Genomic DNA, 14,189 nt, shown 5'->3' with positions numbered 1-14,189 from the left:
CCGCAGGCAGCGCTAGCCGCAATCGGGGGGCGGCGCATTGCAGGCACCGGCGATATCGGCCTGGGCCTTCACCACTGCATCCAGCATGGCGGCCTCGCGCACTGAATGGCCGGCCTCGCGTACTATGTGGATTTTCATGTCTGGCAGCACCCCCTGCAGGTGCCACACACCTGAAAGTGGCGAGATCATGTCGAAGCGCCCGTGCACACAGGTAATGCCGTGCGATTGCAGGGCGCCAAGGTGTGGCAACACACCGGCGGGCTGATCAAAATCCCACTGGCGCTGCATGTAAGCGGCCTGCAGGCAGGCATGGGCCAGCACCACCGGCGGCTCAAGATAGGCCTTCTGCAAATCGGTTTGGGGCTTTAAGCCCGCACATTGCGACATCCACTGGCCCCAGTGGCGCGCCAGTGCCATGCGCTCGATTTCGTTGTCTGACTGGAACATGTCGGTGGCGCGCGCCAGGAGTTCACCCGCACTCAAACCTTCGGTGACCCGCAAGGCCTTGCACAGGTGCCGGTAGGCCTCGGGAAACACCTGTGGCGCGCCCTCTTCAAACAGCCACTCAAGCTCCTGCCGGCGGCCAAGCCCGGTTCCTATAAGCAGCAGATGTTGAATCCGCTCTGGCTCGCGCAGCGCCAGTGTGAGCGCCAGCAGGCCGCCCCAACCAACACCCACCACCACCCATTGCTCTATGCCTAGCTGTTCGCGCAAGGCCACCATGTCGTCGCACAACTGCTCGCGGCGATTATCGGCCAGGGCCAGGTGCGGGCGCGAACGGCCACAACCGCGCTGGTCTGGCAATATCATGTGAAAGCGCTGCGGGTCGAAGAGCCGACGGTCGGCCCCATGGCAGCCGAGGCCCGGGCCATCGTGTAAAAACAGCAGCGGCACGCCCGTGGGCTGGCCGGCCTGCTCAACATATATTTGATGCCCGTTAACGGCGAGTGTGTTGCGGGCGAAGGGGCGAATATCAGGGTAGGCCTGATGCATGGTGATTCACTGCTCTCCTGCTGATCGAAACACGCCACCGCGCATGATGATACGCCCGTACTGACTGCGGCCGTCGTACACCACATGCACCCAGGTGGCATCGCCTGCTGCATGCCAGAATATGGGTTTCTTCATGCCGCGCAGGCCGTTATACACCTGTTCTGAAACCACGATGATGTCGTTGGTTGAATCGTAATATTGCTCCACCGGCGCCCAGGGCGGCAAGTCGTTGGTGCGGCGAATAAAGCCATCGCGAATCACCTTTTCGGCAAAAAAGCCCACCAGCGGCTCAAGCTCAGGCTCGTGCACCACAAAGGGCAAGTGCTCAAGCAAAAGGCCCTCATACAGGTACACCTCGCGCCCGTCTTTATTGTTGATACGCAGCACTACCGTGGCCTCGCGGCAAGGGTCCCCTGCCACTGTGACAGTCAGGGTATCGGTGGCCTGCTGGCCGGTAAAGGCCACCTTGGCCGTGCGCGTTACGTCACAGGCCGTAGGCGACTGTGCCAATAATGGGGCACTCACCAAGCACGCCAGCAACCACAGGTAACGCAAATAGCCTCGCTTCATTGCCCGAATTCCACTCAGTGCTTAAACAATCCCCAAAGTGTAGACGACCCCAAGCGAACGGAGGCAAACTGGCACCAGAACCGAGGAGCCGCCCATGAATAATCCACGCTGCAACTGGTGCCACGGCGACGCGCTGTATGAGCACTACCACGACCACGAGTGGGGCCGCCCGCTCAAAGACGAGCAAACCCTGTTTGAGTTTTTGGTGCTGGAAGGTGCGCAGGCCGGGCTTAGCTGGATTACTGTGCTACGCAAGCGTGCGCACTACCGCAAGGTATTTGACGGTTTCAACCCAGAGAAAATTGCCCGCTACAGCCCCCAAAAAATCGAACAACTACTGCAAGACCCGGGCATTATCCGCAATCGCCTGAAAGTAAACAGCGCCGTAAAAAACGCCCGCGCCTGGCTGGATATGAAAGAAGCAGGCCAGAGCCCGGTGGCCTTTTTTTGGGATTTTGTGGATGGGCGCCCCATTCAAAACAACCTGCGCTCCATGAGCGAGCTGCCGGCCAGCACCGCGCTTTCAGACCAGCTCAGTAAAGCCCTAAAGCAAGCCGGCTTTAACTTTGTGGGCTCTACCATTTGCTACGCCCACATGCAGGCCACCGGCATGGTGAACGATCACCTGGTCAGCTGCCCGGCACACGCCGAATGCAAAGCACTTGGCGAGGCATTCAGCCTGTAAACCACGCTGTCGGAAAATTTAACAACCCACCTTATCTGAATGGCCTAAACCTACAATAACCCATTGGCATAAAAGGATTTTTCGTTAGTGGCTTGGTATTTGCTCTGCATCCCCTATGCCGCGCTGCGGCCGGATTAACCCACAAGGATGCCAGCACAACCATGAAATCACCTTTTAAAATTGCCGCTCTTGCTCTGCTGTTGGGCGCACCACTGTCTGCCTCTGCAAGCCTGCTCAACGTATGGGGTTCAGACTGGAACCAGATGACCGTAACCGCCGGCAACGGCGACGGCGTTATCGCCCCTGGCGTGGGCGGCCAGCCTTTTGATGTTGAATTTTTGATGTACAAGTTCGACGCCAGCAGCAACACGCTGCACGTGGGCCTGCAAACGGGCTTTGACATCATAGATGCCGACAACAACGGCTACCGCTACGGCAACAAAGACTACTTCAACGGCGACCTGGCCCTGTCTTTTGATGGCGACGACAGCCAATACGAGTACGCACTGGATTTCGGCAATCTCACCAAGGGCTACTATGGCACTAACCTCGGCACAGATGCCGCAGGCCTGTACGCGGTAACGAGCTGGAGCAACGATGTATACACAGGCCACGGCGTGTCCAACCCCTTTGCCATGGCCAGTGGCAACCTGTTGATTGCCGCCAATGGCAGCAACTTCACGGAAAGTTATGCAATGGGCGCAGACGGTAAGAAATCCTTCTACAACATGTTCAGTTTCAACATTGGTGCCATTGGCTTGATGAGCGATTTCACCATGGACGCCCACTGGACCATGTCGTGTGGCAACGATTGGCTGGATGCGCGTGCAGACATCAAAGTACCCGAGCCCGCCCCCTTTGCCCTGCTGGGCTTGGGCTTGTTAGGTTTGGCGGCCATGCGCAAGCGCAAGGCCTGATTCAGCACAACTAAGAAGGCACAACTAGAAAGGCACCCAAAGGTGCCTTTTTTCATGCCTTAATTTGCCAGCGACACTTACCACTTACGCCCTAAACGCCACTCCACCAGCTTGCGCTCCCAATCGGCTGTGCCAAAGCGGATAACCTCGAAAGCGCTCAAGCCATGAAAAAGCACCCCCACACCCCAGCCGAAGAAACCCCACAACAGAGTGCTTGAGTATTCATCATCCAAAAACAGAAAGACGGCACAAAAAATTACGTACATTAGCAGGTGGCTGAAGAATTCTTTTACACCCTTGATGTATTCAACGGCCAGATCTTCCTCCAGATCTGCCTTGCTGTTGGCTTGATTTGCGGGCTTGTCTACTGATTGATCACTTGTCATTGGGCGTTCCTCGCTGAGAAAAATGGAAAATTCCACCTCAAACACCGCAGCCAGTGATTTTGCCGTTTCAAGCCCGGGCTTGTGGCCGCGCTCCAGCCGCTGAATGGTGCGCACTGTGACACCCGCCATGTCTGCCAGCTGCTCTTGCGACCAGCCGCGCTGTAACCTGAGCTTACGTAAAATCATCGTTCTGCCTTTGCTGTTGAGGTGGTGCCATGATTGCGAAAAATCGCCCAGCCCAACACGAAGCTTACCTGAAACCAACCCGACAGTAAGGTGAAACCACCCCGAAACCGGCCCTGAAACCAGCGGGACGCTCAGGCTAAACCCCAACAATGGCGGGCGTTGCAGGGTATTTACAATATTTCGGCGAACAGGCCCCTGAAGGTAGCTGCCGGGCGGAATAGGCTGTGAAATACAACCAGAGATTAACCAGCCCTCAGAGGAAATAAGCGGTTCGCTTAATTTTCGCTTCAAGATCCGGGGCTATGGAGTCAAGGGCTGTGTGAATGCTCGCGCAGCGAATTGCCAACTCTTGCCATGCCCTGCAATGCGGCGCCGGCCTTTGCTGGGTTTTGGGGTGGCAGTGAATTCGAGCACGCCGAATCGATGCGTCGACCCGGCGCCTTCCCTGGCTCTTTTCGGCACATTGTCGCGTTCACCGTGATACCGGCCATCCTTGGCCATGCCCTGCAATACGGCGTCCTGCCTTTGCTGGGTTTTGGGGTAGCAGTGAATTCGAGCACGCCGAATCGATGCGTCGACCCGGCGCCCTCCCTGGCTCTTTTCGGCATACCGGCCATCCTTGGCCATAAAAAAACCCCGCCGGGGCGGGGTGAATCTGACGCTATCTGAACAAGTTCAGAGGGGTAAAATGTGCCGCTCACGGCAGTCACAGGGAGAGCATTCCCTATGCACACCCTACGGTGTGGAGTGGTTGCTAGATTAGGGGACGGATTAATATTCTTCCAGTGACTTTTAATCAATTTAGATATGAATTAAATTCACACCCATGAATATTGATCAACTGGCCCGGCTAGACCTGAACCTATTGGTCACTCTGCACCTGCTGCTTGAAGAGCGGCAAGTCTCGCGGGTGGCCGAGCGGTTGCACCTTACCCAGTCTACCGTGAGCAAGGCCTTGGGCCGGCTGCGTCAAGCGCTGGACGATCCGCTATTTACCCGCAGCCCCCAGGGCCTAACGCCCACCCCCAAAGCCCTTGCAATGGCAGAGCCACTGGCCCACTGGCTGCGCGGAGCCGATAAACTACTGCTGCCCCAAGGCTTCGACAGCCGCCACTACCAGGGCCAGTTCCGCTTGGCGCTGGGTGAATACCTGGGCGTGGCCATTATGCCAACACTGGTATCGCGGCTTGCCCTTGAAGCGCCGGGGGTACGCCTGAGTGCGGCCGCCCACGAGGCCAACCCGCTCAAGCAACTGGCCGATGGCGAGCTGGATTTTGCCGTGCAACTGCAACGCCAGCACTATGGGCCGGGTTTTGAGGTTACGAGCCTTGGCGCCATGCAACCTTGCTTGCTGATGCGTAGTGATCACCCACTTACCGAGCAGGCCACAGTGCAATGGGAGGGCTTTGTGCGCTACCCGCAGGTGCGCTTGCTGGTGGGCGATTTTCGCAAGCTGCAATTCTGGCAACAGGATGCGCGCCTGGCCGAGTACGAGCGCCAATTGCACTTTGTGCTGGAAACCAGCCACCTGATGACCGCCATTGAAGTTTTACTGCGTACCGATGCCATCATGCTGGGCCCGCCGCTGCTGGCCGTAAGCCCGCAGCTGCGCCAATTGCTGGCGGCGCGCCAGATTCCCAGCGCCGATGCCGAGCCGCTCAACACCCTCATGCGCTACGTGCTGGTGCAACATCAACGCACCGCGGGTTCCGGCCCGCACAGCTGGCTACGCAGCCAACTGCTCGGCGCCTGCGCCGAGCTTAAATTCCGCTAGCCAAAGCAGGCCTTTACCCGCGCCCAATCCAGATGGGCTGCCACCGCATCGGCAAGCCTGTCTAGATCTTGCTCTACGCGCAGCCCATGATCGAAGGCTGCCACCTCACCTGTGCCGGCCCAGTGGAGCCACGCGCTCAGGGCCTCGGGGGCATCAAACAACCCATGTAAGTAAGTGCCCGCTATCTGCTCATCTTCACTCAGGTAGCCATCGCTGTATTGGCCGAGGGCAATAAGCGAGGGGGCGGGGCCAGTGGTGCGGCCTGCGTGAATTTCATAGCCCGTAATAACCGCCGGTGGGCGCCCCGGCAGGTGCAAATGCCCGCACACATTGGTGAGGGTTTTCTCGGGCGCCATGGTGGTGCTGATGGGCAGCAGGCCCAAGCCCGCAGAGCTGCCCGCCGGGCCTTCAATGGCCTCTGGGTCGTGAATATCGCGCCCCAACATCTGCAAGCCACCACAAATACCCAGCACCTTGCCGCCGTAGCGCAAGTGGCGAACCAGCTGTTGATCCCAGCCTTGGGCGCGCATGAAGGCCAAATCGGCGCGGGTGTTTTTGGTGCCGGGCAACACAATCAAGTCGGCACCCGCCAGCTCCCTACCCGGGCCTACAAATTCGAAATCTACCTGTGGGTGCAGCCGCAAGGGGTCGAAATCTGTGTGATTGCTGATCCGTTGCCACACAGGTACTTTCACCCGCAAACGCGCGCCCTCTTTACCTGTTGCACTGCTGGTGAGCGCATCTTCGGCGGCAATGTGCAGCTGCTCCAGATAGGGAATCACCCCCAACACCGGCAGGCCTGTGCGTTGCTCCAGCCAATCAAGCCCCGGCTGCAAGAGCGAAATATCACCGCGAAAACGGTTGATCACAAAGCCCCGCACCCGCGCCTGCTCAGATTCCGACAAGAGCGCCAAGGTGCCCACCAAGTGCGCAAAAACGCCGCCCTTGTCGATATCGGCAATGATGATCACCGGGCAGTCCACGGCCTCGGCAAAACCCATGTTGGCAATATCGCCCTCGCGCAAGTTAATTTCCGCGGGGCTGCCGGCGCCCTCAACCACAATAAATTCATAGGCCGATGCGAGCCGCCGGTAGGATTCGAGCACCGCCTGCATGGCCACTTTTTTGTAGTCGTGAAAGGCGCCGGCCTCCATTTGCGAGAGCGCGCGCCCGTGCACAATAACTTGCGCGCCCGTATCAGTGGCGGGCTTTAGCAATATGGGGTTCATGTCTGTGTGGGGCGCCACGCCGCAGGCCTGCGCCTGCACCGCCTGGCCACGGCCAATCTCGCCGCCGTCTTCGGTTACCGCAGAATTAAGTGCCATGTTTTGCGGCTTAAAGGGCGCCACCTTTCGCCCCTCACGGGCCAGCAGGCGCCCGAGTGCGGCCACCAAGGTGGTTTTGCCCGCATCGGAGGTGGTGCCTTGCACCATTAATGTCTTCGCCATAAGCGCTCCCAAAGTTCGGCGCCCATTGTACGTTGCGTGTGCGCGCGGCTTGCAAAAAAATTACCGGGCACAAAAAAGCCGGCCCGGGGCCGGCTTAAAAACTTGGGCACTCAGGTATTAACGCACCTGTTTACCATCGGCATCCAACACGTTAATGGGGCCAAGGTTGAGCGATTTGATACCCGCCTCAATCTTGTTTAAATCGCCCACAATCACCCAGGTGAGCTTATCGGGTGTCATGTTGGTTTGGGCGGCCTGGCGCACTTGGTCTACGGTGAGCGCTTTAACGCGATCGGCGTAGGTCACCACATAGTCATCCGGGCGATCGAAACGCACCTGCGAGCTCATGGCGCCCAAGACGGCGTTCATGGTTTCGTAGCTGCCGGGCAGCTTGGCCACTTCGTTTAACTGGTAGCGGTGCAGCTCGTCTTTTTGGGCCGGGTTTTTACCCAGGTATTCCTTCAACTCGCGCGCCACTTCGGCCACAGCCTCTTTGGTTTTATCGGTTTGCACCGGGGCATAGGCCATCAGCGGCTGCTGCGCTACGGCATCCACCATGAAGGTGTAGGCGCCATAGGCCCAGTGTTTGTCTTCACGCAGGTTCATGTTCAACCGTGCAGTAAAGGCGCCGCCCAAAATGGTGTTGGCCATATCCAGTGCCAGGTTGCCTTTGTCTTTGGCTGACCCCACCAGCTGGCCTGCCAGAATCACCGACTGCTCGGCGCCGGGTTTATCAATGAGATAAACGTGAGCCTTCGCCGGTGCGCTTACCGGTTGGATTTTCTTTGTGCCTTTATCGGCTTTAGGTGCCTGCCATTTGCCAAAGGCGCGCTCAAGCTCCGGCTTTAAATCCGCAAGCGACATGGCACCTACAGCCACCAGTGTGGCGTTGTCTGGGCGAATCCACTGGCTGTGGAATTGTTTCATGTCGTCAATGCTGATGCTCTTGACGGAATCTTCAGTGCCAGAGCCCGTTAGCGGAATGCCGTAGGCGTGTTGGTTGCCGTACAACAGTGGCGGCAAGGTGCGCAGCGCCATAGATACCGGCTGGGATTTCTCCTGGCCAATACCCGCCAATGCCAGTGAGCGTTTGCGCTCGACATCCTGCTCGCGGAAGGCCGGGTTTTGCACTACATCGGCAAACACATCTAAGGTATCGCGCAGATTTACGCTCAACGCCGACACACCAAAGGTTGTGACATCCACATTGTTGCTGACATTCCAGTTAGCACCCAGGCCTTCCAGCTCTTCGGCAATTTCCAGCGCATCGCGCTTTTTGGTGCCTTCAAACATCACGCCCGAGGCAAGCTTGGTGAGCCCCAGTTTGTTGCCGAAATCTGCCGCGTATCCCGCATCAAACATAAGCGACAAGTTCACCTGAGGCACGGTATCGCGGCGCGCGTATACCACCTTCAGGCCATTGGCGAGCTCTGTGCGCTCAATGGCGGGAAAGCTCAGCTGCGGCACCTCACCGGCATCGGGAATTTTAGAGCGATCGGCATCTTGGCCGGAGGCGGCAAGTTTCGGGAAGGGTTCAACCTCCAACACCAAATCGCCGGCAGACAACCAGCGCTTGGCCACTTGTTGCACGTCTTTGGTGCTGGCCTCTTCCATCACTAGCAGGCTCTTTTTAAAAGCGCCCGGGTCACCCATGTACACCGCGTTAGAGGCCAGGATGTCTGACTTGCCACCCCAGCCGCCCACTTTTTCAGCACCGCGCACAAAGCTTGCAAAAAGGCTGGTGCGCACGCGCTCCAGTTCTTTTTTGTCGGGCCCCTTTTTCAAGAAGCGGGCAATTTCTTCATCAATGGCGCGCTCTACCTGTGCCAATTCCACGCCGGGCTTGGCATCGGCAATAATGGTAAACAGGCTTGAGAGTTCAAAGGGCCAGTAGGCCACATTCACGCTGGTGGCAATTTGATCTTCATGCACCAGGCGCTTGTACAGGCGCGAGTTTTTGCCGCCGGCCAGCAGCTCGGCCACAATTTGCATCACATCGCTGTCGCTATTGGCAAGCTCTGCGGTATTCCAGGATTTATACAAGCGCGATTGCGGTACGCGGTCTTGGGTTTTTACGCGTTTTTGGCTATCGCGTTTGGCCACCCAGCTTTTCTGGCGATCAATGGGCTCACCTGGCTCTACGAAGCCGAAGTATTTGTTCATCTTGGCCTTGGCGGTTGCTACATCGATATCACCCGCCAGCACCACCACGGCGTTGGTGGCGCCATAGTATTCGTGAAACCAGGCCTTCACATCCTCAAGCGAAGCGGCGTTCAAATCTTCCATAGAGCCAATGGTGCTCCAGGAATAGGGGTGCCCTGCAGGGAAAGCCGATTTCTGTAAAATGCCCCAGGATTTACCGTAGGGCTGGTTTTCGCTTTGGCGCTTCTCGTTTTGCACCACGCCGCGCTGCTCGTCGAGCTTGGCCTGGTCGATGGCGCCGAGCATGTGGCCCATGCGATCGGACTCCATCCACAGCGCCATATCCAACGCGGGCGTGGGCACGGTTTCAAAGTAGTTGGTGCGATCAAGCCAGGTGGTGCCATTCATGCCCGTGGCACCGGCCTTTTCAAAGGGTTCAAAAAATTCGCCCGGGGCGTTTTCGCTGCCGTTAAACATCAGGTGTTCAAACAGGTGGGCAAAGCCGGTTTTGCCGGGTTTCTCATCTTTGGAACCCACGTGATACCACACGTTTACCGCCACCACCGGCGCCTTGCGATCGGTGTGCACCACCACGCGCAGGCCGTTATCCAGGGTGAAGGTTTCATAGGGGATTTGAACAGAATCAGTCAGCGGGCCGGCATAGGCGCCAGCGGCAAACATCAGGCAGGCAGCGGCCAACGGTTTTTTGAACATGGGCAAACTCCATTTGTGATTTATTGTGGCGCCGGATCGCAGCGCATACCAAATGTAGCATCTTTGCCAAAACAACCCTACCGGCGCAAGTCGCACTGACGCATATTAACGGCGGTTAATCGCAGCTTTTAGCTGGTTTTAGGAACTGCAAATAATCATAATCTTACGCCAGCGGGCTCAGGGCCGCTAAAAATCTCATTTAAATACCAATAACATACAAAGTCACACTATGAAATTGATCTATAAGCACGAACAACCTCTGCACAAGATAATTCTGGTGCTATCGCTGCTATTCTGGGCACTCCTTGTAGTAGGCACTCTGGGTACTGTATTTCTTTACCTACTACTGGGCTTTCTATTCTACCTTTTTGCCCAGTCGGGCTTTATCGCCCACATTCGCGGCAATGGGGTATTGGTGAATGCGCAGCAATTTCCGGAGCTCTACGCACAGTATCAACACTGCTGTGAAAAACTTGAAATCAAGGAAGCCCCCGAACTTTACATTCTTAACTCCGATGGCATGCTCAACGCATTGGCAACACGGTTTCTGCGCCAACAGTACGTGGTGCTATACAGCGGCATAGTGGATGCTTTGAAGAAGTACCCAGATGGGCTGAATTTTTATTTAGGCCACGAACTAGGGCACATAAAGCGCGGCCATTTAAACTGGGCCACACTTATTTGGCCAGCAAGGCTGCTGCCCCTGCTGGGCGCTGCCTACTCGCGCGCGCGTGAATACACATGCGACTTGCACGGCCTGGCTTGCTGTAATCAACCGAAAGATGCCGCATTCGCCATGGCGGTACTAGCAACCGGGCAAGACCACTGGAACAAGCTCAATATCCAGGCCTACATGCAGCAAAACACCAAGCCGCAGGGCTTTTGGATGTCTTTTCACGAATACACCAACGATTATCCGTGGTTGTCAAAACGTATGCAGCACCTTGTTGAAGCCGCAAAAGGTGTTGATAGCCGATTTCCACGACGCAATGTTTTTGCCGGCGCAGTTGCACTGCTGGTACCAAGGCTGGGGGTTGGTGGCGGCTTGGCCTCAATGATGATTGTCGTGGCAGTTATCGGTATTCTGGCTGCCGTTGCTATTCCGGCCTATCAGGATTACACAATCCGAGCCCAAACCTACCAAGCCGAAAACCTTGGCCAACAGATAACGCAAAACGCCAGTAATTATATCAACCAGCACCAGGCATTGCCCGCCGAACTGTCGGCGATTGACCTTCCTAACAATCTAGGTAACGACATCGTAAGCGGAGTGGAAATCACCGACGAAGGATTTGTTCTCCGCCTTCAAGGCGCACCACAACTCCAGGGCGAAACAATAGTGTTTCAACCCTATCTTGATGAATCCGAGCGCCTGCAATGGCGCTGTGATCTGGGTACGTTGGACAGGAAATATCGCTCTGCCAAGTGCCGTTAACCCTACCATTCAATGCCCTTCTGCGCGGCAACGCCCGCGTGGAAGGCATGTTTTACAGATTTCACTTCACTGAATGTATCGGCAAGCTCTTCTAAATATTTTTTCGCACCGCGGCCGGTGATGATCACGCTTTGATCTTTCGGGCGCGCCTTGATGGTGGCTAGCACCTCGTCTTTATCCAGGTATTTGTAGTTGAGCATGTAGGTGAGTTCATCAAACACCACCAACCGCACGCTTTCATCTGCCAGCAGGTGTTTGCACTCTGCCCAACAGGCTTGTGCGGCGGCTTTATCTTGCTCGGCATCTTGTGTCTCCCAGGTAAAGCCTGTGCCCATTACGTGAAATTCCACATTGGGCAGCTTGGCCAGAATATTGCGCTCGCCGCACTCCCAGGTGCCCTTGATAAACTGCGCAATGCCCACCTTAAAACCGTGGCCGGCGGCCCGCAGCGCCGTGCCAAAGGCCGATGAACTTTTGCCCTTGCCGTCGCCGGTGAGCACAATCACTACACCGCGCTCTTCAGTGGCGCGCGCTACGGCCGCATCTACCAGGGCTTTACGTTGCGCCATGCGCTCCTTGTGGCGGGCGGCTTTGGCTTGATTCTTTTCGTCATCGCTCATGGGGGTTACATCTCATTTTGATTGTGTAATCGTTTAGCGGGCGCATTAAACCCGCGTTGTATTGTGCGCGTAAAGGCGTAATAGCTGAGCACAAGCCCGGTGAGCACGAAGGCAAAGGCAAGCCAGGCAAACACGCGCAGCAAGGTATTATTAAAATCGTCCCCCTCGCCATAATCCATTATGTGCAACCGCCAGAGGGCGTCGTACCACACCCAGTAATCCGAGCGCACCAGTTGGTAGTCACCCCGGGGGCCAAAATACAGCCGCGCACCCTCAAAAGCCGCCACCCACAAGCCCGCACGGCCCGCGGTTTCGTCAACAAGCCCGAGCATCCGGCGCTGGGGCTCTGCCTGCCAGGTCACAGAAGGTTCGCTTGCAGGCCCTTGGTACAAACCTTGGGCAAAGGTGGCAATTTCTTTGGCATTGGCTTTTGATGCGCTCAGGCCTTCAGGGGTAAACCACTGCTCGCCGCTTTCAGCCACAATGTGCACCAGTGTGCCCTGGGCCGTATTTACCGCTTGAACCTGCTGCACGCCTGCAACCGCGGGCATAACCCAGTTGGCGGGCAGGCTGGCACTGGCGGGGGGCGTTACATAGTCGCCGCCTTTCACCAGCGCTTTAAAGGGCACAGTGGCAAAGAAAATGCCGCCCAACACCCAGAAAAATATTTGCAGAAACACAAAATACGACAATATTTTATGCAGGCTCCAAACGGTTTTTCGCAATTTCACCGCCATCTACGCGTCTCTTTGTTATTTTTATTGGCTAATTATTGTGTGGATGTGCACACACTTTGCCAAAGCTGCCATACAAGCCGCCCGCACTAGCCTAGCGGCACGCGGCTCTGGTTTGCAATCGGTGGGCAAGCCCCTAAACTGCCGCCTTCATTTAATGGAGGCCCCCATGACTCTACGCACAATCGTTGCCACCCTGCTGGCAGCCACGCTGGCCGCATGCGCCACACCCCGCTCACAAGATAACGCTGAAATACTGCGCGACAAAGCGCTGGAAGATCAGGCAGGTTACTCATTTGTGCGCGATTTGACCACCGAGGTAGGCCCGCGCATGGGCGGCACAGAGGCCGACGCCCGCGCCGTAGCCTGGACGAAAGCACGCTTTGAGCAAATGGGCTTCGATAAAGTCTGGCTTGAGCCTGTCACCTTCGCGCAGTGGCAGCGCAACCACGAACGTGCCCGGGTACTTGGCAAGTTCCCCCAGCCATTGCACATCACAGCCCTGGGCGGCTCGGTGGGAACCCAAGGTGAGCTCACCGGGGAAATTGTGATGGTTGAAGACTACGCAGCCCTCTTGGCAACACCGAGCGCGCAGGTAAAAGACAAAATTGTGTTTATCAAAAACCGCATGCGCAAACACAAAGAAGGCGCAGGCTACGGCGAAGCGGTGATCGCGCGGGGCAAAGGCGCGCTGGAAGCTGAAGCCAAGGGCGCCAAGGCGCTCTTGATTCGCTCTATCGGCACCGACAGCCACCGCTTTGCCCACACAGGCATGATGAGCATGAGCGCCGGCCAGCCACAAATTCCGGCCGCCGCCCTAAGCAACCCCGATGCCGATCAGCTCGAGCGCCTGCTGGCGAAAGGCAAAGTGGAGGTGAGCCTTGATATCAACGTAGGCTGGACCGGTGAATACACTTCGCACAATGTGATTGCAGAAATCACCGGCAAAGGCCGGCCAGAAGAAATTATCGCCATTGGGGGCCACCTAGACAGCTGGGATTTAGGCACGGGCGCGCTTGATGACGGTGCCGGTGTTGCCATTACCGCCGGCGCCGCCTACCAGTTCATCAAGCACCGCCAGCGCCCCCAGCGCACCATTCGTGTGATTGCGTTTTCAAACGAAGAGCAAGGGTTAATTGGTGCCAAGGCCTATGCCAAAGCCCACGCCGATGAGCTGAGCCGCCACATAGTGGCCTCTGAATCTGATTTTGGCGCAGGCCCCATCTGGGCCTTTAAAACCCGCCTCGCCAACCCCTCAGATGAATTTATTGCGCGAGCTCAAGCGCTTTTAAAACCACTGGGCATTAAATACCTGGGTAACGATGCCACCAGCGGCGGGCCAGACATAATCCCCATGGCCGACAAAGGCGTGCCCTTATTTCAACTGAAACAAGACGGCACAGACTACTTCGATTACCACCACACCGCCGATGATACGCTCGACAAAATTAACCCCGAGCATTTCAACCAAAACCTGGCGGCCTGGACTGTGATGCTGCATTTATTTGCCAACGAATATCAGCTGCAGGAAAAGTAATTACCCTGAACCCATAAAAAAGCCAGCTTCACGCTGGCTTTTTTATGG

At 56.7% G+C, this 14,189-nt stretch carries 12 protein-coding genes; 5 read left to right on the top strand and 7 right to left on the bottom strand.

The genetic code is table 11. The annotated features are described in order from the left end of the window. Positions 1-12 precede the first annotated feature (12 nt). Both L1F30_RS03080 and L1F30_RS03075 read right to left on the bottom strand, forming a co-directional pair. Entirely contained in the window at positions 13-993 is a 981-nt protein-coding gene (locus L1F30_RS03080) for an alpha/beta fold hydrolase (protein WP_253359253.1), read from the bottom strand. A 6-nt stretch (positions 994-999) separates the two neighbouring features. Continuing rightward, positions 1,000-1,563 (bottom strand): hypothetical protein, encoded by a 564-nt coding sequence (locus L1F30_RS03075; RefSeq protein ID WP_253359252.1) that lies wholly within the window; start codon positions 1,561-1,563, stop codon positions 1,000-1,002. Between the two features lie 94 nt (positions 1,564-1,657). On the opposite strand from L1F30_RS03075, the gene L1F30_RS03070 reads away from it, so the two are divergent. Together L1F30_RS03070 and L1F30_RS03065 are read left to right on the top strand one after the other, a co-directional pair. Continuing rightward, a complete protein-coding gene (locus tag L1F30_RS03070) occupies positions 1,658-2,248 on the top strand; it encodes a DNA-3-methyladenine glycosylase I (RefSeq protein ID WP_253359250.1) in 591 nt (196 codons plus the stop codon). A 161-nt stretch (positions 2,249-2,409) separates the two neighbouring features. Next, positions 2,410-3,165 carry a PEP-CTERM sorting domain-containing protein gene (locus L1F30_RS03065; RefSeq protein WP_253359248.1) on the top strand — a complete coding sequence of 252 codons (756 nt, stop codon included), beginning with the start codon at positions 2,410-2,412 and terminating at the stop codon, positions 3,163-3,165. Positions 3,166-3,242: 77 nt separating this feature from the next. On the opposite strand, the gene L1F30_RS03060 is transcribed toward L1F30_RS03065, so the two are convergent. Beyond that, on the bottom strand, positions 3,243-3,737 hold the full coding sequence (locus L1F30_RS03060; protein ID WP_253359241.1) for a helix-turn-helix domain-containing protein: 495 nt from the start codon (positions 3,735-3,737) through the stop codon (positions 3,243-3,245). Between the two features lie 826 nt (positions 3,738-4,563). On the opposite strand from L1F30_RS03060, the gene L1F30_RS03055 reads away from it, so the two are divergent. Then, positions 4,564-5,511 (top strand): LysR family transcriptional regulator, encoded by a 948-nt coding sequence (locus L1F30_RS03055; protein WP_253359239.1) that lies wholly within the window; start codon positions 4,564-4,566, stop codon positions 5,509-5,511. On the opposite strand, the gene L1F30_RS03050 is transcribed toward L1F30_RS03055, so the two are convergent. Continuing rightward, a complete protein-coding gene (locus L1F30_RS03050) occupies positions 5,508-6,959 on the bottom strand; it encodes a cobyric acid synthase (RefSeq protein ID WP_253359237.1) in 1,452 nt (483 codons plus the stop codon). The two genes, L1F30_RS03055 and L1F30_RS03050, sit on opposite strands and share 4 nt — an antisense overlap. Positions 6,960-7,076: 117 nt before the next feature. Continuing rightward, complete coding sequence (locus L1F30_RS03045; RefSeq protein WP_253359235.1) at positions 7,077-9,815, bottom strand: pitrilysin family protein; 2,739 nt, start codon at positions 9,813-9,815, stop codon at positions 7,077-7,079. Positions 9,816-10,230: 415 nt separating this feature from the next. On the opposite strand from L1F30_RS03045, the gene L1F30_RS17550 reads away from it, so the two are divergent. Next, positions 10,231-11,250, top strand: coding sequence for a M48 family metalloprotease (locus L1F30_RS17550; RefSeq protein WP_305879916.1), 1,020 nt, complete (start codon positions 10,231-10,233; stop codon positions 11,248-11,250). Positions 11,251-11,252: 2 nt separating this feature from the next. Here L1F30_RS17550 and cobO read toward each other — a convergent pair whose 3' ends face one another. Both cobO and L1F30_RS03030 read right to left on the bottom strand, forming a co-directional pair. Beyond that, positions 11,253-11,870, bottom strand: a complete 618-nt coding sequence (gene cobO / locus L1F30_RS03035) for a cob(I)yrinic acid a,c-diamide adenosyltransferase (protein WP_253359233.1) — start codon at positions 11,868-11,870, stop codon at positions 11,253-11,255. Positions 11,871-11,875: 5 nt separating this feature from the next. Further along, positions 11,876-12,607, bottom strand: a complete 732-nt coding sequence (locus L1F30_RS03030) for a hypothetical protein (protein WP_253359226.1) — start codon at positions 12,605-12,607, stop codon at positions 11,876-11,878. Between the two features lie 166 nt (positions 12,608-12,773). On the opposite strand from L1F30_RS03030, the gene L1F30_RS03025 reads away from it, so the two are divergent. Beyond that, positions 12,774-14,141, top strand: coding sequence for a M20/M25/M40 family metallo-hydrolase (locus L1F30_RS03025; RefSeq protein ID WP_253359225.1), 1,368 nt, complete (start codon positions 12,774-12,776; stop codon positions 14,139-14,141). Positions 14,142-14,189 lie beyond the last annotated feature (48 nt).

It is taken from the genome of Simiduia sp. 21SJ11W-1, from assembly GCF_024138675.1.
In the GTDB taxonomy this organism is placed as follows: domain Bacteria; phylum Pseudomonadota; class Gammaproteobacteria; order Pseudomonadales; family Cellvibrionaceae; genus Simiduia.
Note: the sequence above shows the minus strand (reverse complement) of the source record. Positions and strands in the feature narration are given on the sequence as shown.